Here is a 24,469-nt window from a genome sequence, read left to right on the forward strand (position 1 = left end):
GACTGTTTTGTCGGGTATGTATCTTTGTCTCTGTTCCGGCTTCATCGTGATAATATTACAATTAAATAGTTATAGAATATGAGATCGCTGATTTTTCTGTTTTTCATAGGGTATGCATCATTTTGTACCGCCTGTACAAAATCACAAGAGCTTCCGGAGGAAGAAAATCCACTACCTCCACCTGCAAAAGAGTGGCAACTTGTATGGAGTGACGAATTCAATTATACCGGGTTGCCGGATCCTGCCAAATGGGGTTATGAAGAAGGTTTTGTAAGAAACCATGAGAGTCAATATTATACCAAAGCCCGGTCTGAAAATATCTCTGTCGATAATGGCACGTTGGTCATCACAGGCCGTAAAGAGCAGTATCCTAACGGTGCTTACAAACCGGGAAGCACAGAATGGAAGACAAAAGATGAGTTTGCGTCCTATACCTCGGCGTGCGTGATGACCAAGGGTAAGTTCTCATGGACTTACGGAAAAGTAGAAGTGAAGGCCCGGCTCCCCAAGGGTAAAGGGGTATGGCCTGCCATATGGACCCTGGGAAATAATGTCTGGGAAGTGGGCTGGCCACAGTGCGGTGAGATCGATATTATGGAACATGTGGGGTTCGAACCCAATACGATCCATACCAACATACATTATGAAAAGGCAACGGATGGCAAATACGCTACACAAATGAAGAGCAAAGATTTTACAGGCATTTCTGATGATTTTCATATATATAGCATGGAATGGGATGAAAGCAAAATAGTAATCCTTATGGATGGTATTACCCTCAATACTTTTGATATACGACTTGCCGGATCAATCTACAAAAAGCCGCAATATTTGTTGCTGAACCTCGCATTAGGAGGGGATTGGGGTGGAGAGATCGACGACTCGATCTTTCCTGTGAAGTACGAGATCGATTATGTCCGGATTTATCAGAAAAAATAAGATTTTATAGATGACCTGATTCTCTTGTACAATCAACCAAAGGAATATGAATGTAAAAAAAACTATCGCGGCATTATTCATTTTAAATGGCTTTCTCAATGTTTTATCTGTACAGGCTCAGGTATCCGCAACATTGGTAGACCCTTTAGAAAAAGTATTCCCTGAAACGGTTATTCCTATTGAGAGCTTCAGGGAGATTGATGTGGCAAAAGGGGAAGTGGCCAGCGCACAACTTATACTACGAAGCGTGCAGGATAGAGACCAAGTGAAGGTAACCGTGGAAGTGGAAAACCTGCCGGGGGCAGTTATCTCCTATGGGCCTATCGGCTATGTGCGTGCGGAACGACCTTATACTGATCCTGCAATCGACCGGATTACTTCGATTACAGGATTCTATCCCGATCCTATTATGGATAATCAGCCTGTTGACCTTTTGGCCGGACAGGCACAGACCTTCTTTATTGGGATTACAATTCCCCTCGATGCCAAAGCCGGTACTTATACGGTAACAATAACCGTTTCTACAGATAATGAAATCATCCGAAAGTCGTTTATTATCCATATACACAATGTCACACTCGAAAAACAGAGGCTATGGATAGCGAACTGGTATACTTTAGAACCCAAACGCTTAACTCATCTGAACAACGGGGAAGAAGTCGTACTTTATAGTGATCTGTATTGGAAATTAGTGAAAATATTGGCAGAGAAGATGGCAGATTATGGTCAGAATACCGCCATGATCTCACCGTTGGAGCTGGCAATTTACAAAAAGGAGGGAGACCGGATTGCATTTGATTTCTCCAGATTCGACCGTGTAGTCGAAATTTTCAGGAAAGCCGGCGTATTAGGTAGAATCGAAGGGGGACATATAGGGCAACGAACCGGGAATTGGACAAGTCCTTTTATTGTATATGTACCCGATCTGGAATCAGATTCCACTCTGTTCCTGCATCTACCCATTCAGGATCCCCGTGCTCAGAATTTTTACAGCCGGTTTTTCAAGGCGTTGGTAGCACATCTGAAAGAAAAAGAGTGGATGTCGGACTATTACCAATATCTCACTGACGAACCTATCGAAGAGAACAAACAATCCTATATAGAGATTGCAAGATATATTAAATCCATTGCACCGGATATTAAAATCGGAGAGGCGTGCCATACCAAAGACCTGGCAGATATCATCGACTTATGGGTACCCCAGGTTGATTTCCTGAACAAAGATTTTGATTTTTATGAGGAACGTAAAAAAGCAGGTGATGAAGTGTGGTTCTATACCTGCCTGGCGCCAAAGGGCAATTATGCCAACCGGTTTATTGACCTTCCGTTGATTAAAACAAGGATCATGCACTGGATAAACTATAAGTATCAAATTGATGGCTACCTCCATTGGGGTTTCAACTGGTGGAATGATAACCCTTTTGTAGATACTACCGACACCAACGACGCTGTAGGTAATTTTTTACCGCCGGGAGATGCATGGATCGTTTACCCCGGATACCGTAAATTATACAGTTCTATCCGGTTAGAAGCTATGCGTGATGGGATCAACGACAATACACTACTGAGAATGCTTGAAGCAAAAGAACCGGCACTGGCTAAAAAGATGGCGGATAGCATCGTGTACAAGTTCGATTGGTATGATACCAGCATTACCCATTTCAGGAAAATCAGGAAGAAAATACTTACGGCTCTGGCAGAAGACTAACAGGGTCTTTGTGCGTCATTCAAATTATGATATGGAGTATGAATACTATTTTTAAATACTTTTTATACGGCTTTCTGGTCATTTTAGGAGTTCAATCGGTGAAGGCACAGCAAAATATACCTCGTCAACGCTTTTCCCTGGATGAAAACTGGAAGTTCCACCTCGGCCATGCCACAAATCCGAAGAAGGATTTTAATTATGGCACAGCACGCCTCTTTGCCAAGACCGCTGAGAACTACGGCACAGCTCTTCGCCCCGATTTTGATGACAGCGCATGGGAAAATATTAACCTCCCGCACGACTGGGTAGCCGGGTTGCCTTTCCAATACACGCCCAATGGGGATGTGATGTCACACGGCTATAAACCTGTAGGTGGGCTTTATCCTGAAAACAGCATCGGATGGTATCGCAAGAGTTTCGACATGAGTGGGGTTAAAGATACCACTTCCCGGGTTGTACTTACTTTCGACGGTGTTTTCCGGAATAGTGAGGTGTGGGTCAATAATTTCTACTGTGGTAGCCATTTCAGCGGATACACAGGGTTTTCATACGATATTACCGATTTTATACGCTACGACAGGGAAAATATAATTGTGGTCCGTATCGATGCGACCAAATACGAAGGTTGGTTCTATGAAGGTGCGGGCATATATCGCCATGTATGGTTGAATTTATTCGACAATCTCCATTTTTCGGAAAACGGGATATTTGTGTATGCCAATCTGAACAGTGATTTTTCAGAAGCTTTGCTTACAATTCAGACAGAAACGGAGAATCAATATGATATTCCCAAAGAGTGTAGCATCATTACCCGCATATATAACCAGCAAGGTAAACAGGTAGCTCAAACTGAAGAAGAAAGCATTAGTCTGGAGTCTGGAGAAAAAGCTACTTTGAAAAAACAATTGACAATCGACAAACCGCAATTATGGGATCTTGACACCCCTCATCTTTACAAAGCTGTTTCGATCATTCAATCGGGCAATAAAATTATCGACCGGGTAGAAACGCGCTTCGGTATCCGTGATCTTTATGTGGATGTAGACAAAGGACTGTTCCTCAATGGAAAGAACATAAAGATAAAGGGTGTTTGTTGCCATCAGGATCATGCCGGAGTGGGAAGTGCTTTGCCTGATTATCTGCAGTACTACCGCATCGGATTGTTGAAAGAGATGGGGGTTAATGCTTATCGTCCCGCTCATAATCCGCCTACGCCCGAGTTATTGGATGCCTGTGACAGTCTGGGTATGCTGGTATTGGATGAGACAAGGCTGATGAATTCCGGTAAGGAATATATGGCACAGTTTGAAACCTTTGTCTTACGCGACCGCAACCATCCTTCGGTCTATATGTGGTCGATAGGCAATGAAGAGGAAGTGTATCAATCGATCATAGAAGGGAAGCGGATCGCTTTGTCCATGATGAGAAAACTGAAACAACTGGATCCTACTCGTGTGGCAACTTACGGTGCCAATGTGGGCAACGTAATCACCGGAGTAAACGAAGTCATCCCCATCCGCGGATTTAATTACAATCTTTATGGAGTTGACGATTACCGTTTGTCCCGTCCGGACCAGCCTATCTTCGGTTCGGAAGTGGGAAGTACCGTCACTACCCGCGGTATTTATACCAAAGACACGGTGAATTACTATCTGACCGATTTTGATGAGAATTACCCGCCCTGGGCATCCACCGCCGAACAATGGTGGACGATGGCTGCCGACAGGGACTGGTTTATGGGTGGCTTTGTATGGACCGGCTTCGATTACCGGGGTGAACCGACTCCATTCCAATGGCCCAATATCAATTCCCATTTCGGAATAATGGATATGTGTGGTTTCCCCAAAAACATCTACTACTATTATCAATCGTGGTGGACAGACAAGGATGTGTTACATATCGCACCACACTGGAACTGGAAAGGCAGAGAAGGTGAGAAAATAAAAGTATGGGTAAACTCCAATGCAGAGACTGTCGAACTGTTCTTAAACGGCAAGAGTCTTGGCAAAAAGGAAATGCCCCGGAACAGACATCTGGAATGGGATGTTCGTTACAAACCGGGAAAACTGAAAGCCATCGCAGTAAAAAAGGGTAGAAAGTTTGAAAAAACAGTCGAAACTACCGCAGAGCCATATCAGGTGGTACTGACCCCATCGAAAACGACGCTTCTTGCCGACGGAAAAGATGCTGTTGTAGTAAATGTGGCGGTGGTGGACAAAAAAGGTTACGAAATCCCCGATGCAAATGAATTGATCCGCTTTTCAGTTGCGGGAGATGCTAAAATAATCGGTGTGGGAAATGGCGACCCCTCTTCCCATGAACCCGACAAGTGTGCTGACAGTGCATGGCAACGCAGTCTGTTCAATGGGAAATGCCAGTTAATACTGCTTGCAGGAACAACAGACAATCAAATAATTTTAAAAGCTTCGTCAGATAATATATATCAAGGTGAAATCATTATTACTCAAAAGAAATAAAATGGAAACAGGTAAAAGAACAATCAGGAAAGCAGGTTTACTGGTCATCACATTTTGTGCAACCATCCTAACAACCTTTGCGCAGAAGCAATCCACATTCGTTATTGTACATGGGGCATGGGGCGGTAGCTGGTCATTCAAGCAAACAGACTCAATCCTCACTTCAAAAGGGTATAACGTATACCGGCCCAATCTTACCGGTCAGGGACAAAGCGTACACCTCGCTTCACCCGATATCGACCTCAACACACATATTCTTGATGTAGTAAATACAATCCTCTATGAGAACCTGCAAGATATCATACTTGTAGGACACAGTTACGGGGGTATGGTCATCACCGGCGTGGCCGACAGTATCCCGGAACGGATCAGACAATTGATTTACCTGGATGCAATGGTACCTGATGACGGTGAAAGTGTAATCAGTGCACGCAGGGATGGGAGGACCGGCCCTGAACATACACCCACCAGCGGTTTTGTGATTCCCTACTGGATCAATGAAAATGATCCGCTCCCCCACGACGTGCCCCAGTCATTAAAGACATTTACTACGCCGGTATCCCGCAAAAATCCGACAGCGTTGAAATTACCTGCTACCTATATCTTTACCGTAGACGAAGGGAGGAAACCGGAGGATGATCATTTCTACTTTTTTTCGGAACGAGCGAGAAAAAGAGGCTGGAAAATGGTTGTGATGACCGCAGACCATAACCCTCAGCAAAGCAATCCGGAAGAATTGGTGAAGTTACTTATCAAAGAAATAAAATAATTATAACCAGCTCTTCGTGAAACATACTACATATCTGTCCAATTTCATTAGTCGTTTTCTCGCAGCGGCATAATACAAACAAATTTGTCTTCTGCTCGTACTGTTTAACGAAAACGTCCACTATAATATATTCTTATGCTTAAGTTATCAAGAATTATTGCTATGCTTGTGCTCGTCGCATTTTTTCTTTGTGCCCGGACATCGTTCGCTCAGGTGAATAGCTCCCCCATCATGATTGGAGCGGAAATGTTTCTCGAACGGGGACAAACCAATGAAGAGATAGACCTATGGTTTAAGAGACTTAGTGAAAACGGAATGACCATATGCCGTATTCGCATGTTTGAAGACTATATGAAAAACGCCGATAATTCCTGGGATTTTTCATTATTCGATCAAGCCTTTCTGGCAGCAGAAAAATATGGGGTGAAGATTTTCGGGACCCTCTTCCCTTACACCCCTGACAATTCCATAGGTGGTTTTAAATTCCCGGAGAGTCAGGAACATGAAGATCAAATAAAAATATATATCGAGAAAACAGTCAACCAGTATAAGCATTTCAAATCACTATACGGTTGGGTATTGATCAATGAACCCGGAACAGGAGGGTATGTCCCGGAGAATAACTATACTAGCAACAAATTTGCAGAATGGAAAAAGAATCAAAAAACACCTGAATATAACAGCAAAGGATACCCCCTATTGAAGAATTTTGACAAAGAGAAATTTCTTGTCGATTACAATACATGGTATCTCGATTGGCTTGCACAGGAAATAGCCCGCTATGATACAGCGCACCATATCCATGTGAATAATCATCAGATTTTTGAGAACATCGCCGAATATGACTTTCCGGCATGGAGAAAATTCCTAAACTCACTTGGAGCATCGGCACATCCGAGCTGGCACTTCGGTTATTTCAAGCGGCCCCAATATACGGTTGCCCTGTCTGCCAACTGCAATATAATACGGTCGGGTGCCGGTCCACTACCATTCTGGGTAACAGAGCTTCAGGGAGGGAATAACACCTATTCAGGAAATAATCCGTTTTGTCCTACCTCCGAAGAAATCACACAATGGCTGTGGACAAGTATTGCCTCCGGAGCGGAAGGAATCATCTTCTGGTGCTTCAATCCCCGGTCGATAGGAGAAGAAGCCGGTGAATGGGCGTTACTCGATTTCCAGAACAATCCATCCGACAGGTTGATTGCCGTACATGAGATAAGCAAATCCCTTATAAAGAACAAAGAACTTTTTGAAAAGATAAGACCGCTTGAATCGGACATCACTATTTTGTATAACAGGGAATCGTTATGGATAGAAAAGAAAGTACAATACGGAGAGCACGATGATTACGAAGGCCGCCAGCCGGGAGGTGTTATAAAATCGGCATTGGCCTATTATGAACTTTTATCTGAAAACGGCATAGTCCCCGACATGTCCGAGTTCAATGAATTTGACTGGTCGAAAAATGATTATAGCGGGATGAGTATCATTGTGGCAAATCAAATATCCCTACCCTCCTATCAATGGGAGCATATCCATAATTTCGTAAAAAAAGGAGGTAAGCTTTTTGTGGAAGGTCTAACCGGTTTTTATGATGAGAATATGCTAAGCCTCTTCAATACCGGTTTTCCTCTGCAGGATGTTTTCGGAGGAACATTGAAGGAAGCAATCTGTATTCCGGGTGATTTCGAGATGAACATTAAATATCCACTGCCTGTTCATCTCTGGAAAGGGTATATTTACAATACGACAGGAGAAGTCTTGTCAAAAGAAAATCAATATATCACAGCGACCAAAAATAAATTCGGCAAAGGGGAAGTCATATGGATACCCTCTCTTGCAGGATTGGGAGCATGGCGCAGCGGAGACAAGGAAAACCTGTCGAAACTCCTGTTGGAGGAGCTCAAACCCGATCAGCCTATCCGTTTTGAGAAACATGAGGAAGGTTTATTCATGCAAACCATGCAAAATGATAAATCATACCTCTCTTTGATCATCAATAAAAGTACTACAGAAAAGAGAGTAAAGATAAAAACTCCCCGTTTGAATGCCGAAGTTATTTTTTCGGATAAAACAGGGCAAATAAAGAGAAATCGGCTTACTATCCAGCCCGAAGAGACCATTGTGTTAGGGTGGAAATAAAAATCAAGTTCAAAATGAAAAAATATTGTACAATTCGTTATTATACTTTTCTTTGGGTTTTATTCCTCGGGGTTTCCTGTAGTGCCGATACAAAAGAATCCCTACCTGACCCGGTAGCCGGCTTTTCCTACACCATAGATACAGGGAATACACTCAGGGTCAATTTCAAGAACGAATCCGAACATGCCACTACGTACACATGGGATTTTGGAGATAATAAAGGAATCTCTACGGCAACAAATCCTTCTTATACCTACGCATCAGGAGGAACATACAATGTAACGCTGACTGTAAAAAATAGGGATGGAGTTAGTAACAAACGCAAAAAAGAAATAACCGTTGCACAAAATACAACCATAGGCAAGGGTAGTAAAGTAAGTATATTGGGAGATTCCTATTCTACTTTCAAGGATTTTGTGAACCCCAATACAAACCCTTATTGGTATCCGGATTGGAACAATATAAATGATGTTGTAAAAGTGGAGCAAACGTGGTGGCATCAACTCTTACAGGAGGGCGAAGCTATTTTGGAAATAAACAATTCATATTCCGGATCTACAATTTGTAATACCGGATATAATGGTGCAAATAGTACCGCTTCTTCTTTTATCACAAGAATGAAAAATTTAGGAAGTCCCGACCTGATTATCATTTTTGGCGGTACCAACGATAGTTGGGCGAACGTTCCTCTGGGGAATTATAAATACAATGACTGGACTGAAGACGATTTAAAATCATTCCGACCCGCCTTTGCCTATATGCTCGACTATCTGACCAAACAATATCCTAAAGCAAAAATTGTGAATGTAATAAATTCAGATCTGAAAGCTGAAATAACAAATACCCAGACATCACTCTGTTCACACTATAAGACAACATCTGTACAACTTAAGAATATCGATAAAATAGGTGGGCACCCTTCTATCAAGGGGATGACAGAAATAAAGAAACAGCTATCAAACGTGATTTTTCACTAAATAGAAATTTTTTTTTCGATTTGCAAAGAAGAGAAGGAAAAGATATCGGTTGAAATTTATTATCAGATATATTACCTTTTTAAAAATAATCGGCTGTATATATTATTGATATACAGCCGATTATTTTTAAAAAAAGTGGTCCCACTTGGGCTTGAACCAAGGACTCCCTGATTATGAGTCAGGTGCTCTGACCAACTGAGCTATGGGACCTCTCTCAGTTTTTAGTTTCACGGAAAGCGGGTGCAATATTACTGCTTTTTTTGGAAATTTCCAAAAAATTGCAACAATCATTTTATCATTTAAGTGATTATCTTTCTAAGCCGACCGGTACAATCACTACAGATCAATTTCTTTCCGGCTCAACCCAGTCGCCATGATCTTTGATTAGTCGGATCAGATGTTCCACAGCCTCAGCCTGTGGGATATTTTTCTCTACCAGCTCTTTCTTCCGGTATAATGAAATTTTACCGTGTTCGGCACCTACATATCCGTAATCGGCATCAGCCATCTCACCGGGTCCGTTCACAATGCAACCCATCACCCCTATTTTCAAGTGCTTGAGATGGGAGAAATGCTGTTTCACCAGAGCAACCGTAGTCTGCAAATCGAATAAGGTCCTTCCACAACTGGGACAGGAGATAAACTCGGTCTTACTTGTCCGCACACGTGCAGCCTGCAAAATACCGAAAGCATAGGCATCGATATTGGCAATATCAATCTGTCCTTGATTACTCATCATAATACCGTTCCCGAACCCGTCGAGGAGAACCGTACCGAAATCCACACCGGCTTTCACCTGAATATCTTCCGCTTCATCCTCAGTATAACTCCGTTGAATGATAACCGGCACACGACAATCGGCGTTCAATAGCGCGTGGAAGAATGCTCTCTGCTCACCAACCCCATTCTGGTGGGTGGTAGTAAGAATCACCGCAATCCGGGGAGTATCTTTCAGAAAACCAATCAACTCATCCGAGAGTTCGGAATAGGAAATACGCAGAAATTTCACAGCCGCATTGCAATCTCTTACCTTATCGATAGAAGTGACCATGAAAAGCGGGAAATTATCTATTTTTTCTTCCCAGCAGGGATAATCGACGATAGATTTCATTCCTCTGGGAAAATTAGCCGGTATACGGCTTCCTACATATATATAATCGGGAATGAAATGAGGATTAATCGACATATCGTCGATTTTACTCCTGTCGGAAATTACCACAGGCAGATGTTCTCCTCCTATATTCCATACGGTATCCGTTGCACGCCTTTCTGTGGAGAAAGGGGAAAAGCCGGGATAGAGATTTCCTAAAATGGGGGTATGCCCTTTCCTCAGGTTTACATAATCCACCAATTTCCTTGCCACGGGTACTTCCACTTCAGGATCTTCACTCAACGAAACCCGGATAGTATCACCTAATCCGTCACTCAGCAAAGCTCCTATACCAACAGCCGATTTCATCCGTCCATCTTCTCCGTCCCCGGCTTCAGTCACTCCCAGATGGAGCGGAAAATGGATATCCTCCTTATCCATGGTCGCCACCAGCAAACGAACCGCTTTGGTCATCAGTAATGTATTGGAAGCTTTCATTGATATCACGATATCGGTGAAGTCTTCTTCCACAGCGATCCGCAGATATTCCATACAGGATTCCACCATCCCTTCGGGTGTATCGCCATAACGGCTCATGATACGATCGGACAGCGAACCATGATTCACACCGATACGGACAGCCGTCCCATACTCCTTACATATCCGGAGAAAGGGGATCACTTTGGAGCGTATTTTTTCCAGTTCCTGAGCGTACTCCTCATCGGTATAGATCAACTCTGCGAAAGTCTTTTGCTTGTCTACAAAATTGCCGGGATTAATACGTACTTTTTCGGCAATAGTAGCGGCGACCTCTGCTGCACGGGGATTAAAATGGATGTCGGCAGAGAGAGGGGTGACATATCCCTTGTCTCTCAATTGTTGATGTATTTCACGTAAATTATTGGCCTCACGCACACCCTGAGTTGTCAGACGGATCAGGTCGGCACCCACCGCGATGATCCTTTCACATTGGGCTACGCTTCCTTCGGTATCGAGCGTATTAGTGTTGGTCATTGTCTGCACGACAACCGGCCAATTTCCGCCCATAGTGATGTTTCCTACATGCACATCGATGGTAGGACGGCGATTGTAATTGAAAAAATCCATAGTTTTCTATTTATCTCTTCAAAGGTAATACTTCTATCCAATATCCATCAGGATCGATGATAAAATAAAGTCCCATTTTATGATTTTCGTAGCAGACACAGCCCATTTCCTTATGGAAAGCCCTTACCTCATCATAGTCTCCTTCCACACGGAGACACAGGTGCTGCTCGTTATCACCCATATTATAAGGCCTGTCCCAGTCGCGAAGCCAGGTGAGTTCGAGTGAAAAACCCGTAACCCCGTCTCCCAGAAAGACGATTATATAGGAGCCGTCAGACGCTTCTTTCCGCCGGATCTCTTTCAGACCCAATGCCTTGTCATAAAAATCAATACTTTTCTGTAAATCGAACACATTGATGTTGTAATGGTCGAATCTTGCTTTTATTTCCATAATCTTTTTTAATTGAAAGTTGAAAATTGGCGAAATTTAAATCCCAAGTCCTGGTTCTAATAGTCTTGGTTCTTCTTACTCAAATCTAAACGATTGTCCAGGATGCGATAATGGCAGAAACTGGCAATCGTACCGCGCAGCAACCTCCTCAAATCGGTTCGCCTTGTCATAATTATCTCCAAAATGCATGGGCAGGAAAAGATCGGTCTTTATACGTGCAACAAATTGTTCGGCACCCCGCGTAAAAAAATCTCCCAACCTCGGATCAACGGGAAACATCGCCAGATAAAGCCGATTGGTATCCTCCGCCAACAGCTCCAGTTCACATAAAAAATTATTTTCGTAGGAAAGTGCCTCTTCGGTACTTACCTCTTCGATCCAATGCCAATTGTTCAGGTCGCCGGCATGAAAAAACTGTCTGTTATTGTATTCTATCAAAAAAGAGCCGCCCACATCAGTAGATCCAAATGCTTTTATCATAAGACGCTGGTCACGATAGATTTCTTCTTTTTCAAGATAAATAGCATCATTTGCCATGGTTACTCCACTCTCCCGCAATTCACTGGAAAAAATATAGCGGATATTCTTTTTCCGCTCCTTCCATGAAAGAATATCCGGATTAAAATGATCGTAGTGCGAGTGCGAACACAATACATAAAGTTCCTCCTCCTTATTGAGGAGCCAATCCTTTATCCATTCCGAACCGTCTTCACGGGGCGCATCTTTATAATAGTCGAAGAGCAACGAAAATCCTTCAAATTCAATCAAAAAACAACTATGATATATATAGGTGACCGTCATAAGCAAAATTTCTATCAATAATAACAATTGACTGGGCAAATGTTCATTGGGTTTCACATAAAATTTGGTAAAAACAATCAAAACAGGCTATTGGTAAAGGTGATAATATGGTAGAGAAAAAAATTGGGGAGTGAATCCTCAATTTTCTTCATAATCTGTATATTATTACAATTTATTTTCTTTCTTTGCAACGTAGTGTATGTTTCATCAAAATATCAAAAATTCATGAAGAAGTATTTAGCAGAAATGATCGGTACAATGGTACTGGTATTAATGGGCTGCGGCGCAGCCGTGTTTGCAGGGGCAGGGCAGCCTTTTGATTCTGTGGGTACGTTAGGCGTTGCGTTTGCATTCGGCCTTTCGGTAGTGGCAATGGCTTATGCTATCGGTAGTATTTCGGGATGTCATATCAATCCGGCTATCACGCTGGGAGTATTTCTCTTGGGTAGGATGAGCGGCAAAGATGCAGGCATGTATATGATCTTTCAGGTGATCGGTGCAATTATAGGTTCTTCCATCCTTTGGTTTCTTGCAAAAGATTCCGGTTCTACCACTACCCTTACCGGGGCTAATGGTTTTGCCGAAGGACAGATAGGTGTAGCCTTTGTAGCCGAAACGGTATTTACTTTCATCTTCGTACTGGTTGTACTGGGGGTGACGGCCAAGAATGGCCTGAATAAGTTTGCCGGCCTGGCGATCGGATTGGCATTGGTACTGGTACACATTGTATGTATCCCCATCACGGGAACTTCAGTGAATCCCGCCCGTAGCATAGGACCGGCGATTTTCGAAGGAGGTGCAGCATTGGCTCAGCTCTGGTTATTCATTGTAGCACCGCTGATTGGTGCCGCGATTGCAGCCATTGTATGGAAAGGAATCACAGTAGAAAATGATGCGGTAAAAGCTGCATAATTTTCGTACCGGGAAAAATTTGAACTGCCCCCCGAAAGTTTCTTATTAAACTTTCGGGGGGTTCCGCATTCATGAGGTTCTATCCTCTTTTTTACGGATATCAAGAACTTATTTTCACTCTAAACGTTTAGTAATTGCACATTTTTTGTAAATTTGCGCAGTTTTTCGATGAGAATCATGGCAAAATTGAAAATTGAAAAAATATGACTCACAATTTATTAAAAGGTAAAAGAGGTATTATCTTCGGTGCGTTAAACGATCAGTCTATCGCCTGGAAAGTAGCCGAAAGAGCCGTTGAAGAGGGTGCTATCATCACCTTATCCAACACTCCGGTAGCAGTCCGCATGGGTGATACGGCAAAACTGGGAGAGAAGCTGAACGCAGAGATCCTTCCGGCAGATGCCACCAATGTGGAAGATCTGGAGATGGTCTTTTCCAAATCGATGGAGATACTGGGAGGAAGGATTGATTTCGTACTCCATTCCATTGGCATGTCGCCCAATGTCCGCAAGAAACGAACATATGACGATCTCGATTACGATATGTTGGCGAAGACACTCGACATCTCAGCCATCTCTTTTCACAAGATGCTGCAGGTAGCCCGCAAATTGGATGCTGTTGAAAGAGGAGGTTCAATGCTTGCACTTACCTATGTAGCTGCCCAACGTGTATTTTACGGTTACAATGATATGGCCGATGCCAAAGCGCTGCTCGAATCAATCACCCGTAGTTTTGGATACATCTATGGGCGTGACAAGGGAGTACGGGTGAATACCATTTCACAATCACCTACAATGACTACAGCCGGTAGCGGTGTAAAAGGGATGACCGACCTGATGGATTTTTCCGAACGGATGTCTCCTATCGGAAATGCCGATGCCGACGATTGCGCCGACTATTGTATCGTGATGTTTTCCGATCTCACCCGTAAGGTTACCATGCAGAATCTCTACAACGATGGAGGTTTTTCGAGCATGGGTATGAGTCTCCGCGCAATGAAACAATACAGCAACGGTCTGGATGAGAACCGCGATGAAAACGGAAACGTAATCTACGGATAATATACCGGCAACTATAAAGAAAAAGGCTTCGATTGATAAGGTCGAAGCTTTTTTTATATACATTTTAAAATATGAGAGGAGCCTCGGAAATGGTCAAACAAGTTTGGCATTTCTCTCGGCTTTCGCTATATTTGCAGACTATGTTAGTAAAAATATATAATGAAAACCCTAATCCCCGGGAAGTTGAAAAAGTAGTTTCGGTATTACGGGAGGGAGGTATTGTGATCTATCCGACCGATACCCTTTATGGTATGGGATGTGATGCGTTAAACGTGCGGGCGGTAGAGAAGATATGCGAATTGAAAGGGATCAATCCTCAAAAAAGTAATCTCTCGATTATTTGCAACGACTTGAGTGCTATCAGTGAATATGCCAAAGTAAATACGCCAGTTTTTAAACTGATGAAACGGAATCTGCCCGGGCCGTTCACTTTCATCTTACCTACCACCTCGTCGTTACCTAAAATCTACAAAAACAAAAAGACAGTTGGTATTCGTGTACCCGACAATAATATTATCCGGGAAGTTGTAGCACTTCTTGGCAACCCTGTGTTGAACTCATCGTTGAAAGAAAATAATGAAGAGATAGAATATACAACCGATCCCGAATTGATCCATGAGAAATGGGAAGGTATTGTCGATATAGTGATCGACGGAGGTTTTGGAGGGATTGAGCCTTCTACGGTAGTGGATTGCACTTCCGACGAACCGGAGATCATTCGACAAGGTAAAGGGACGTTAAATATCTGAAATTTCGTACACAATAGTCAAATCTTTTCTACTTTCGTAGTAAAACAGATCAATATTTTAAAAAAATCCGTCATTATGAAACAACTATTTTTCATTTTCTCTATCATTACCACATTGATAATTGGATTTTCATCCTGCGATCCGAAAGATACACCTGATACAGATCAGGAAAATGTTGTTTCAGCTACATACAACGCTACAAATCAATCATTTACTGTAAAGTACAATAATGGAAGTGAAAAAATCTACCCAGCTATAATTGACAATACGACAAACCCTCCCACTGCCAGCGCTATTTTAGAAAACGGCGGATCAGTATGGACAAATAATGCAACTGTTACGGGAGCGGCTTTCACTGCCACCAAAAAAAACATCAATTACGTCAATGAATGGATATATGATGAAATGTCTGTTTATTATTTATGGAATAACAAGATTCCTTCAAAACCGAACTATTCCCTCAATCCAAGAAATTTCTTCAGATCCATTTTATATACATTCCATCCTACCACCAATCCTGACGGTGACCGTTTTTCGTGGATTCAGGAAAGTTATGTCGATTTATTGGATAATCTTAGCGGTATAAGCTCCGCAGAAATAGGATTCGAATATATTTTTATAAAGGCTGACCAGGCCGGCAGTAAATATTTTGCCCTGGTGCTTTACCCCAAGGCAGGAACAGATGCAGAAGCAAAAGGGATCAATAGGGGAAGGTTTATTATGCAGGTAGACGGTAAAGATATTACACCTAAGAATTACAGTAGTTTATTCGGTGGCAGCGGAACAAAACGGTTGCACATGGCAGACTGGACTTACCACCCGGATGAAAAAAGTTATTATCTGGAGGATTCGGGAGAGGAATCCATTCAAATGCATTCGAAATTTGCCGAAAATCCGGTCTATCTTGACAAAGTATATACCCTAGGAGATAAAAAAATAGGCTATCTGGTATATAATTTTTTCGCCCGGGATAAAGGAGACGACAGTAACGACTATGATAAACTTTTGATCTCAAAACTCAACAATTTTCAATCTCAAGGAATCAATGAGATGGTACTCGATCTTCGCTATAACAGTGGAGGAGCCGTATCTTCCGCAATAGCCCTGGCGAGTGCATTGGTAAAAGACAGGTCTATCAAAAATATATTGGTTACTGCAGAATATAACAGCATCGTTCATAAAGAGTTACAAAAAGAACATGGAGCCGATTACAACAAGAATTATTTCATTGATAAGATCATGGATACTTCAATCCCGATTCCATCCTTGAATTTGCCTCGTCTGTTTGTACTGACCAGCGGATGGACAGCATCTGCCAGCGAATTCGTTATCAACGGATTAAAACCTTATATGGAGGTAATTCTTATCGGTGAAACGACCTATGGGAAAAATGTGGGTTCTATTTCCCTTTATGAAAAAAATGATCCGCAAAACAAATGGGGAATGCAGCCGATCGTAGTAAAATATTACAATAGTAAAGGGGAATCAGATTTCACAGCCGGATTTAATCCCAATTATAAGATTGATGAACTGGAAATTCTGTTCTTGTTTGATTTTGGAGATACGAACGACCCTCTCCTTGGGGAAGCATTGTCAATTATCAGCGGACAAAAACTATTATCAACACGCGCATCTACAATATCTACACCATTCCGTTCATCACATGTGGATAAACAAGTCTCCATTAAATTGAGGGACAAAAGACAGCGGTTTGAGATGTATGATGATGTCCGGGGAGAAGAGATAAAAAACCTGATAAAAAAGTAAAAAGGATACTCTTTTTAATACATCTGATATTTTTCCGGGATTTCATCCATGATAGTGAATAACTCTTCAAGAGTACTGGCACGAAGCATGGCAATACGAGTAGCCTTGAAATCGGGGATACCCTTGAATATGGGCGTAGCGGCAAGGTGACGACGCATATGGAGGATTCCCCGCGTTTCGTCGATTCGTTCCACACTTTCGAGTACCTGCTTTTTCAGGATATCCAGGTACCAATGAAACGATTCTTTGGGAAGATGTTCGCCGGTCTGCAAATAATGCTTCAATTCTCTGAATATCCATGGAGCACCGATACTCCCGCGCCCGACCATCACGGCATCCACACCGGTCTCGTCGAATCGCCGCCGGCATTGCTCTACTGTAGTCACATCGCCATTGCCAATAATAGGAATATGCATACGGGAATTATCCTTCACCTCCCGGATCAGCGTCCAGTCAGCTTCTCCTTTATACATCTGCGAGCGGGTACGCCCGTGGATGGTCAATGCTGCTATACCGCAGTCCTGCAACTGCTCTGCTAATAATACAATAATCTTGGAGTTATCATCCCACCCTAACCGGGTCTTGACTGTGACCGGTTTATTTACCGCCCTGACTACCTTCGATGTGATATCAAGCATCACGTCAGGAGTCTTCATCATTCCTGATCCGGCGCCCTTGCCGGCAATTTTCTTTACCGGACAACCAAAATTGATATCAATCAAATCGGGATTCGCCTCTTCGCATATCTTGGCCGCTTCTACCATCGCATCGGGATCACTGCCATAGATCTGTATTCCGAGAGGGCGTTCTTCCTCACTAAAGAGAATCTTCTGCTTAGTCTTCTTTATGTCGCGGATAAGGGCATCACTCGACACAAATTCGGTATAAACCATATCAGCACCGAACTGCTTACACAACAGCCGAAAGCCTATATCGCTCACATCCTCCATCGGAGCGAGGAATACCGGATTATCCGGAAATTCTATATGGGCAATCTTCATACTAACTTTTCTTTCCACTCTATTTCGTTAAAGCCGACTAGCACAAAATCGTCAGCCACGATAATAGGTCGTTTTACCACCATACCATTGGAAGAGAGAATATCGAGTAATTCATCACGGGAAGCCGTTTTCACCTTTTCTTTCAGGTTCTGTTCCTTGTAGACCAGTCCCGATGTATTGAAAAAACGACTGATAGGCAGACCGCTCTTGTCGATCCACTCCGCAAGTTCTTCGCAGGTTGGATTCTCTTCCACAATGTGCCTTGAAATCACATCCACACTGTTTTTTTCCAACCATTTGACAGCTTTACGGCAGGTGCCGCATTTGGGATATTGTATAAATATTGGTTTCATTATGCAAAGATAATCAATGAGATGCGAATTTTAAAATTAACGCAAAATCACACTGATATTGTTCATCCGTAACGGTGAAACATTGGAAGATGAATCTCCGGAACGGATGGAAACGCGATGATCATCCACTCTTTCGAGCGTGACCGGAGAAAGCTTACGGTTATAAACCGTCCACTCATCCAAAGGTGTGATTCCGTAGGAGAGTTCTTTTTCAAATCCGTTATAATATTTAATGACAAGCTGGTTTCTTCCTTGCTTCAGCGGTAATAGTACGATCTCTTCCTGCTGTTTTATCCTGTCGGGAGAGAAATGTGCCGTAATATACTCTCCGTTGAGCAGGATATAAACGGCATTGCCACTTTCAATCCTGACCGCGGCTGTTTGTTCGCGTGCCGACTCCAATTCCTGCAGGAAGACGACACTCGCGCGCGGGAGAATTAGCTCGGTATAGCTCTTTCCATAACGGAAATCATCAACTGCTACCCACCGTGAACCGACGGCATTCACATCCACCTCTTGTATACCTTCTTCTTCTACGTTACCAAAGACACCTCTTCCCGCTTTTCTATATACGTTACCCCATTTCACGCTATTTTCTGGCAACCTGACTGTCCGGGACGCATCAGGCTGCAGGATGATGGATTCCTTTTGGCCTTCGATTGCCAGTTCTATGGATCTTCCCTTCTCATTCTCGGTGAAAATAATCTGTGGAGAAACGGAGCGTTTACCGGAACGAAACAACCAATCGTAACCGATCACGCTCTTATAACCGGCATAATAGTTGAGGCTCGAATGGCCAAAGAGGGAGACCGCATTTCGGGGGCTGATAACACCTTTCATAACAACTGAAGGAGGTATGATACTGTATCCATTTTCAAAAGTAATCTTCAGCACCGGGATAGTTTTATCGGGAGTAACAGCAGAAAGATCGATCTTCAGCTGATCTTTCTCTTGCGCGTAGGGCAACAACTCTCCGGATGACAACAGATTCACCCCTTTTACTTTAGCCTTAAATCCGGACAGATTTATTTTCTTTGAGTCAGGCATTCTTTCCACAAAAGCATACAAACGGTCTGCTTTAGTAGTGATATCACCCCAAGAGAATGGATGACGGAAGGGGTTGGATTGGGTTTCGTAGATCGCTTCACTATTGGCTTTTACCCATTGACCGATCTGAGTCAATACCTCACGCTCGAAATCGACCACACCGCCATCCCCTTTCGGACCGATATTGAGCAAAAAGTTACCCCCCCGGCTGATAACCTTGATAAGACTCTCTATTTTTTCCCTGACTTTGGGAGCCACCTCTCCCCTCTCTTGCCACGAACGGTAACCCCAGGTCTCATCGAATATAGAGGCGGCTGTCTGCCAGGGTACACCGATTTGGTAATCGGGATATTCGTTATCGCCCATCACCGAGAAATCCATATAATCGTTCCCCAGTCGGCCACTGATCATACATTGTGGTTGTAACCGGTTGACCAGTTCATACAACCCCTTACTCTGTTCGGGGGTAAGTGACCCCATATCGAACCAAATTTCAGAGAGAGGTCCATAGTTAGTCATGATCTCCTCCACCTGCTTCAGGTTGAACGCATAGTGCTCGGGGGTAAGCGGATCGGCGTTATGGCTCGAGATAGGATAGGCTTGCGGGAAGTGCCAGTCGATCAATGAAAAGTAAACACCAAATGCAACTCCACCCTGCTGACAAGCTTCGGCCAGTTCTTTCATCAAATCCCTGCCGTAAGGAGTAGCATCTACAATATTATACTCAGTATGGGCGGAATGGTACATACAGAATCCGTCGTGATGTTTGGATGTAAATACGATCGATCCCATTCCGGCCTGCTTTGCCAGGGAGACAATGCTATCAGGATTCCAATGGATAGGATTGAACCTGGTCGCAGTATTTCCATACCAGTCGCTGAAAATTCCCGCAAACGATTGTATCTGTTCACTATAGCCCCACTTGACAGGTTCACCTTCATATACACCTCCATACACGGAATATAATCCGAAATGGATAAACATGGAAAACTTACGGTCGAGCCACTCCTGCGACGGTTTCTGCTGTGCAGACAGTAAAGCGGCACAACAACAAAGGATCAGGGTTATTTTCAGTTTCATTCAATAATCAATATAGAGATCATAATTTTAGCATCAGATACAAAGATAATAATTACAAATTACCTGATAACTAGTTTTGGGGGAGGTCATCTTTTTTCTGTAAAGGACCCGCCACGATCAATACCACAGCAACAGCCGTACGTAAGGCGATAGTTTTATTTTAAAGTGCCTCCGACACCTCGTCTATCATCATATTGACTGATGCGATCCCGCCACCGGCAAGGTACCATACTTCCGGATTCAGATAGAATATCTTCCCGTTCTGAGCAGCATTGGTTTGCTTCACAAGCTTATTTTCCACCTCTTCCTTATCCATCACGGCATTTCCCACGATCATACTCCGATCGACAATAAAGATAATATCCGGATTGGCTTTCTGGACAAATTCACTCGATACCGGAGTACCGTGAACATGAGTGCCCAATCCTTTTTCTGCTTCCTGGAATCCCATTACATCATGGATGATACCGAATCGAGAACCACTACCATATGCGCTGAACCGTCCCCTGTTGTGAAGAAGTATCAGCGCACGATCATCTGAAGCAGCCACTTTTTCTTTTATCTCCCCAACCTTGGTTTTGATCTCCGCAAACGCGCGGTCTACCTCTTCCTGTTTGTCGAATATCCGCCCTAAATCATCCAGATTTCTTTTAAAAGCACCAAGGAAATCGGTAGTTCCCATCACAGTAGGATAGATTACCGGCGCAATTGCGGAGAGGTCTTTATAGAAATCGGCCAACCGACCACCGATAATGATCAGGTCGGGGTGCAGTTCATTGATTTTCTCTAAATTGACCTCTACAACCGTACCTACATCGGCTATAGAAGGATCATCCTTGTATTTGATCAGGTGACCCGGTACCCCTGATTTTGGAATGGCGACAGGTTTAATACCGAGGTAATCCAGATTTTCCAGTGCGGAAAAGTCAAGCGCCACCACCCGTTGGGGGTTTACAGGCACCTCTACAGTGTCTAAACTGTGGATTACTGTAACAGTCTTCCCTGTTGTCTCTCTCTGCTGCTGATTGCCGGTACAACCGGACAGGGCGATAACTGCACCCAATACGAAAAGGAATATTCTTGATTTCATAATTTTTTGATTTGATGATTGAGAACTTGGAAGTTATTCGGCTTCGCCGTTATTCGATTGTTATTCGCTCGCTTCGCTCACGTTATTCAGTAGTTATTCCCCGCTTTGCGGGATGATTCGGAGTTATTCATTCACTTCGTTCATGTTATTTCCCGTCTTGCGGGATAAATACAATCGAACAACTATTGAACAACAACTGAAAATCAATTGAATAACAATTGAAAATCTAAATTCCTGACTCTTACATAAAATAATTACACACTTTCTTGCCGTTAAACTCCGAAACGGAGATCTTTATATCGAACACATCTTCTAACACTTTCTCGTTGATAATGTTGTCCGTCGTATCGCAATATTTCACCTTACCATCCTTTAGTGCAACAATATAATCGGAGTAGTGGGATGCAAAATTGATATCGTGCAACACGATGATGATGGTCTTGTGCCACTCATCCGCCAACTTGCGCAAGATTTTCATTGTCTGCACAGAATGTTTCATATCGAGATTGTTGAGAGGCTCATCAAGCAGTACATACTCGGTATCCTGTGCTACCACCATCGCCATATAAACCCTTTGCTTCTGTCCTCCGCTCAATTCATCAATATAGGCATCTTCAATTTTTTTCAGGTCCAGAAAAAGGATCGCCCTGTCCACTTTTTCCTGATCCTCGTCAGTCAGTTTATCCTGCGAATAGGGAAACCGGCCGAAAGATACCAGTTCCCGTACGGTCAGTTTCAACCGCACGTGGTTGGATTGCTTCAGGATGGAGAGCCTTTGTGCCAATACCTTGTTCTTGTATTCGGCCACGTTTTTCCCATCCACCGTCACAATCCCCCCATCTTGTGCCAGCAAACGGCTGACAATAGAGAGCAGGGTGCTTTTTCCGGCACCGTTGCTCCCTATAAGCGAAGTGATCTTCCCTATGGGAAATTGCAGGTCGACACCGTCCAGCACAATTTTTCTCCCGTATTGTTTCGATATATTTTTTACTTCAATCATAGCTTCCTTACACGTAACAATAAAAACATAAAATACAATCCTCCCACCAGATTGATGATAGCGCTTACAGGAATGGATAGATGAAAAAGCCGCTCCATCACGAACTGCCCACTCAACAGCGTAACGGCAGTGACCAGGCAACAGGCAGCAATGATAATGCCATGTCGGTGTGTCTTAAACAACTCATATGTGAGATTGGTCACCAGCAAGCCCAGGAAAGTGATTGGTCCGACCAGCGCCGTGGAGACCGACACCAACACGGCGATGATTACCAGAAAAAGCTGTACCATACGGTTGTAATTCAGTCCCAGATTAATCGCATGATCCCTTCCTAACGCCAAAACGTCCAGATATTTGGTCGTACGGAAACCAATAACCAGAAGCACTACCAATACTGCCGACGAAGGCCACAGTAAATCCCGGTTTATCTTGTTAAAGCTGGCGAACATCTTTCCCTGCACGATGAAATAATCGTTCGGGTCGATCAGCAACTGCATAAACGAACTAAGGCTGTTGAAGAGCGTACCCAATATAATCCCTACCAACAACAGCAAATAGAGATTGTCTTTGCCTTTTTTGTAAATCAGCAAATAGAGCAGGAAAGCAAATCCTATCATTCCCAATACCGACAGGAAGAAGTTATCCAGGCTACCGAGCACCCTGAAGGTCTGATCACCATAGACAAATACGATGATAGTCTGGATCAACAGGTACACTGACTCAAATCCCATGATGGAGGGTGTAAGGATGCGGTTATTGGTAAGTGTCTGAAAAGCCACAGAAGAGTAGGCCACACAGCAAGAGACGACGAGGATCGCAGCGATCTTTACGCCGCGCAACCGCAAAGCGAACTCCCAATTATTCCCCATATTATAGAAAAGAAAGAGCGCTGCCATAACCAACAGCAACAGGATCGTAATCAGAAAATTCTTTTTTATTCCCTTCATCTCTTCCTTAAAATCAATATGAGAAATATGATGGCCCCGATAATACTTACCGTCACTCCGATCGGCACCTCGTAAGGATAGATTACTATCCGTCCGACAATATCACACAACAGCAGGAAAATAGCACCTGAAAGGGCGACTAATGGCAATGTTTTTTTCAGGTTATCTCCAAACAGGAGACTCACCACATTGGGTACGATCAATCCCAGAAAGGGTATAGCCCCCGCTGTAATCACCACCGCACTTACGGTGAGAGATACACAAAAAAGACCTATATTCATGATCGACTTGTAATTCAATCCCAGATTCCTGGTAAAATCCTCCCCCATCCCAACCACGGTAAACTTGTTCGCATAGAGGTAAGTGATGATGATGGCAGGCAAGCTCAGGTAAATCAACTCATAGCGCCCTTGCAGAATTCCCGAGAAGTCTCCCATCATCCAGGCATTGGTATCCTGCACGATGTTCATTCTCACAGCGAAAAAGGTGGATATAGATCCGATAATTCCTCCGAACATCAACCCTACCAGCGGTACAAATACCACGTTACGGTAACGGATCTTACGAACGATAGCTAAAAAGATAAGGCTGGCGATAAATGTAAAAAGGAAAGCAAGTAGCATCTTTATAGCCGATCCTGCCATAGGAATAAAAATAAGGAAGATAAGCAGCCCCATCTTAGCCGCTTCGAGCGTTCCGGCTGTAGTGGGGGCGACAAACTTGTTCTGTGTCATCTGCTGCATAATTACCCCCGAGATACTCATCCCCACCCCTGCCAGTATCAAAGCAGCAGTTCGGGGAATACGACTGATGGAAATCAAGGTCATTTTATCTGCACTCCAATGTAAAATATCGGAAACAGAGATATCTGCCACTCCCACGAACAGGGATACTACAGCAGAGATGAGTAAAACAAGCGTAAGAATAAGCGTCCTCATGCAACTACCTGACTTTTTATAGGGGCGTATGAAACATGTCAAAACCAAAACTACCACATTAAAAAACAACAAAAGCCGGTAAAGAAATGTTTACCGGACTTTTTGTTATGGAAGAAAGAT

Annotated in this window: 20 protein-coding genes and 1 tRNA gene; 10 read left to right on the forward strand and 11 right to left on the reverse strand. The window is 43.3% G+C overall.

The annotated features are described in order from the left end of the window. The first annotated feature begins 78 nt into the window (after positions 1–78). The 6 genes from VB073_RS04800 (at position 79) to VB073_RS04825 (ending at position 9,015) form a co-directional block, all read left to right on the forward strand. The gene (locus VB073_RS04800; RefSeq protein WP_323403005.1) at positions 79–939 is read left to right on the forward strand and encodes a glycoside hydrolase family 16 protein; all 861 of its coding nucleotides are present in this window, start codon (positions 79–81) and stop codon (positions 937–939) included. A 46-nt stretch (positions 940–985) separates the two neighbouring features. After that, entirely contained in the window at positions 986–2,647 is a 1,662-nt protein-coding gene (locus VB073_RS04805) for a glycoside hydrolase domain-containing protein (protein WP_323403006.1), read from the forward strand. Positions 2,648–2,685: 38 nt separating this feature from the next. Further along, complete coding sequence (gene galA, locus VB073_RS04810) at positions 2,686–5,124, forward strand: beta-galactosidase GalA (RefSeq protein WP_323403007.1); 2,439 nt, start codon at positions 2,686–2,688, stop codon at positions 5,122–5,124. A 1-nt stretch (position 5,125) separates the two neighbouring features. Further along, positions 5,126–5,893 carry an alpha/beta fold hydrolase gene (locus VB073_RS04815; RefSeq protein ID WP_323403008.1) on the forward strand — a complete coding sequence of 256 codons (768 nt, stop codon included), beginning with the start codon at positions 5,126–5,128 and terminating at the stop codon, positions 5,891–5,893. A 135-nt stretch (positions 5,894–6,028) separates the two neighbouring features. Next, positions 6,029–8,038 (forward strand): beta-galactosidase trimerization domain-containing protein, encoded by a 2,010-nt coding sequence (locus tag VB073_RS04820; RefSeq protein ID WP_323403009.1) that lies wholly within the window; start codon positions 6,029–6,031, stop codon positions 8,036–8,038. 14 nt (positions 8,039–8,052) lie between these two features. Beyond that, on the forward strand, positions 8,053–9,015 hold the full coding sequence (locus VB073_RS04825; protein ID WP_323403010.1) for an SGNH/GDSL hydrolase family protein: 963 nt from the start codon (positions 8,053–8,055) through the stop codon (positions 9,013–9,015). Between the two features lie 136 nt (positions 9,016–9,151). Here the strand turns inward: VB073_RS04825 and VB073_RS04830 are convergent. The 4 genes from VB073_RS04830 to VB073_RS04845 all read right to left on the reverse strand — a co-directional run bounded on the left by VB073_RS04830 (position 9,152) and on the right by VB073_RS04845 (position 12,404). Next, positions 9,152–9,225: transfer RNA gene (locus tag VB073_RS04830), tRNA-Ile, on the reverse strand. 133 nt (positions 9,226–9,358) lie between these two features. Beyond that, a complete protein-coding gene (locus VB073_RS04835) occupies positions 9,359–11,212 on the reverse strand; it encodes a 4-hydroxy-3-methylbut-2-en-1-yl diphosphate synthase (RefSeq protein ID WP_323403011.1) in 1,854 nt (617 codons plus the stop codon). Positions 11,213–11,222: 10 nt separating this feature from the next. Beyond that, positions 11,223–11,603: a VOC family protein gene (locus VB073_RS04840; RefSeq protein WP_323403012.1), complete on the reverse strand. Its 381-nt coding sequence runs from the start codon at positions 11,601–11,603 to the stop codon at positions 11,223–11,225. A 75-nt stretch (positions 11,604–11,678) separates the two neighbouring features. Beyond that, positions 11,679–12,404, reverse strand: coding sequence for an MBL fold metallo-hydrolase (locus VB073_RS04845; protein WP_323403013.1), 726 nt, complete (start codon positions 12,402–12,404; stop codon positions 11,679–11,681). 225 nt (positions 12,405–12,629) lie between these two features. Here VB073_RS04845 and VB073_RS04850 point away from each other — a divergent pair, with 225 nt between their 5' ends. The 4 genes from VB073_RS04850 to VB073_RS04865 all read left to right on the forward strand — a co-directional run bounded on the left by VB073_RS04850 (position 12,630) and on the right by VB073_RS04865 (position 16,893). After that, positions 12,630–13,316, forward strand: coding sequence for an MIP family channel protein (locus VB073_RS04850; RefSeq protein WP_323403014.1), 687 nt, complete (start codon positions 12,630–12,632; stop codon positions 13,314–13,316). Positions 13,317–13,519: 203 nt separating this feature from the next. Further along, positions 13,520–14,377: an enoyl-ACP reductase FabI gene (locus VB073_RS04855; protein WP_323403015.1), complete on the forward strand. Its 858-nt coding sequence runs from the start codon at positions 13,520–13,522 to the stop codon at positions 14,375–14,377. A 140-nt stretch (positions 14,378–14,517) separates the two neighbouring features. After that, positions 14,518–15,126 carry an L-threonylcarbamoyladenylate synthase gene (locus VB073_RS04860; RefSeq protein ID WP_323403016.1) on the forward strand — a complete coding sequence of 203 codons (609 nt, stop codon included), beginning with the start codon at positions 14,518–14,520 and terminating at the stop codon, positions 15,124–15,126. A gap of 75 nt (positions 15,127–15,201) precedes the next feature. After that, positions 15,202–16,893 carry a S41 family peptidase gene (locus tag VB073_RS04865; RefSeq protein ID WP_323403017.1) on the forward strand — a complete coding sequence of 564 codons (1,692 nt, stop codon included), beginning with the start codon at positions 15,202–15,204 and terminating at the stop codon, positions 16,891–16,893. A 14-nt stretch (positions 16,894–16,907) separates the two neighbouring features. Here VB073_RS04865 and dusB read toward each other — a convergent pair whose 3' ends face one another. From dusB to VB073_RS04900, 7 genes are all read right to left on the reverse strand, one after another. Next, positions 16,908–17,894 (reverse strand): tRNA dihydrouridine synthase DusB, encoded by a 987-nt coding sequence (gene dusB, locus VB073_RS04870; protein ID WP_323403018.1) that lies wholly within the window; start codon positions 17,892–17,894, stop codon positions 16,908–16,910. Further along, entirely contained in the window at positions 17,891–18,247 is a 357-nt protein-coding gene (locus VB073_RS04875) for an arsenate reductase family protein (protein ID WP_323403019.1), read from the reverse strand. Before VB073_RS04875 ends, dusB begins: the two co-directional genes overlap by 4 nt. Positions 18,248–18,283: 36 nt before the next feature. Beyond that, the gene (locus VB073_RS04880) at positions 18,284–20,374 is read right to left on the reverse strand and encodes an alpha-L-fucosidase (protein WP_323403020.1); all 2,091 of its coding nucleotides are present in this window, start codon (positions 20,372–20,374) and stop codon (positions 18,284–18,286) included. A 160-nt stretch (positions 20,375–20,534) separates the two neighbouring features. Next, entirely contained in the window at positions 20,535–21,464 is a 930-nt protein-coding gene (locus VB073_RS04885) for a siderophore ABC transporter substrate-binding protein (RefSeq protein WP_323403021.1), read from the reverse strand. Between the two features lie 241 nt (positions 21,465–21,705). After that, the gene (locus VB073_RS04890) at positions 21,706–22,464 is read right to left on the reverse strand and encodes an ABC transporter ATP-binding protein (RefSeq protein ID WP_323403022.1); all 759 of its coding nucleotides are present in this window, start codon (positions 22,462–22,464) and stop codon (positions 21,706–21,708) included. Further along, on the reverse strand, positions 22,461–23,411 hold the full coding sequence (locus tag VB073_RS04895; protein ID WP_323403023.1) for an iron chelate uptake ABC transporter family permease subunit: 951 nt from the start codon (positions 23,409–23,411) through the stop codon (positions 22,461–22,463). The genes VB073_RS04890 and VB073_RS04895 overlap by 4 nt, the downstream gene beginning before the upstream one ends. Then, positions 23,408–24,349 carry an ABC transporter permease gene (locus tag VB073_RS04900; protein ID WP_323403024.1) on the reverse strand — a complete coding sequence of 314 codons (942 nt, stop codon included), beginning with the start codon at positions 24,347–24,349 and terminating at the stop codon, positions 23,408–23,410. Before VB073_RS04900 ends, VB073_RS04895 begins: the two co-directional genes overlap by 4 nt. Positions 24,350–24,469: the final 120 nt, after the last annotated feature.

This window comes from Proteiniphilum sp. (assembly GCF_034927365.1).
GTDB lineage: Bacteria > Bacteroidota > Bacteroidia > Bacteroidales > Dysgonomonadaceae > Proteiniphilum.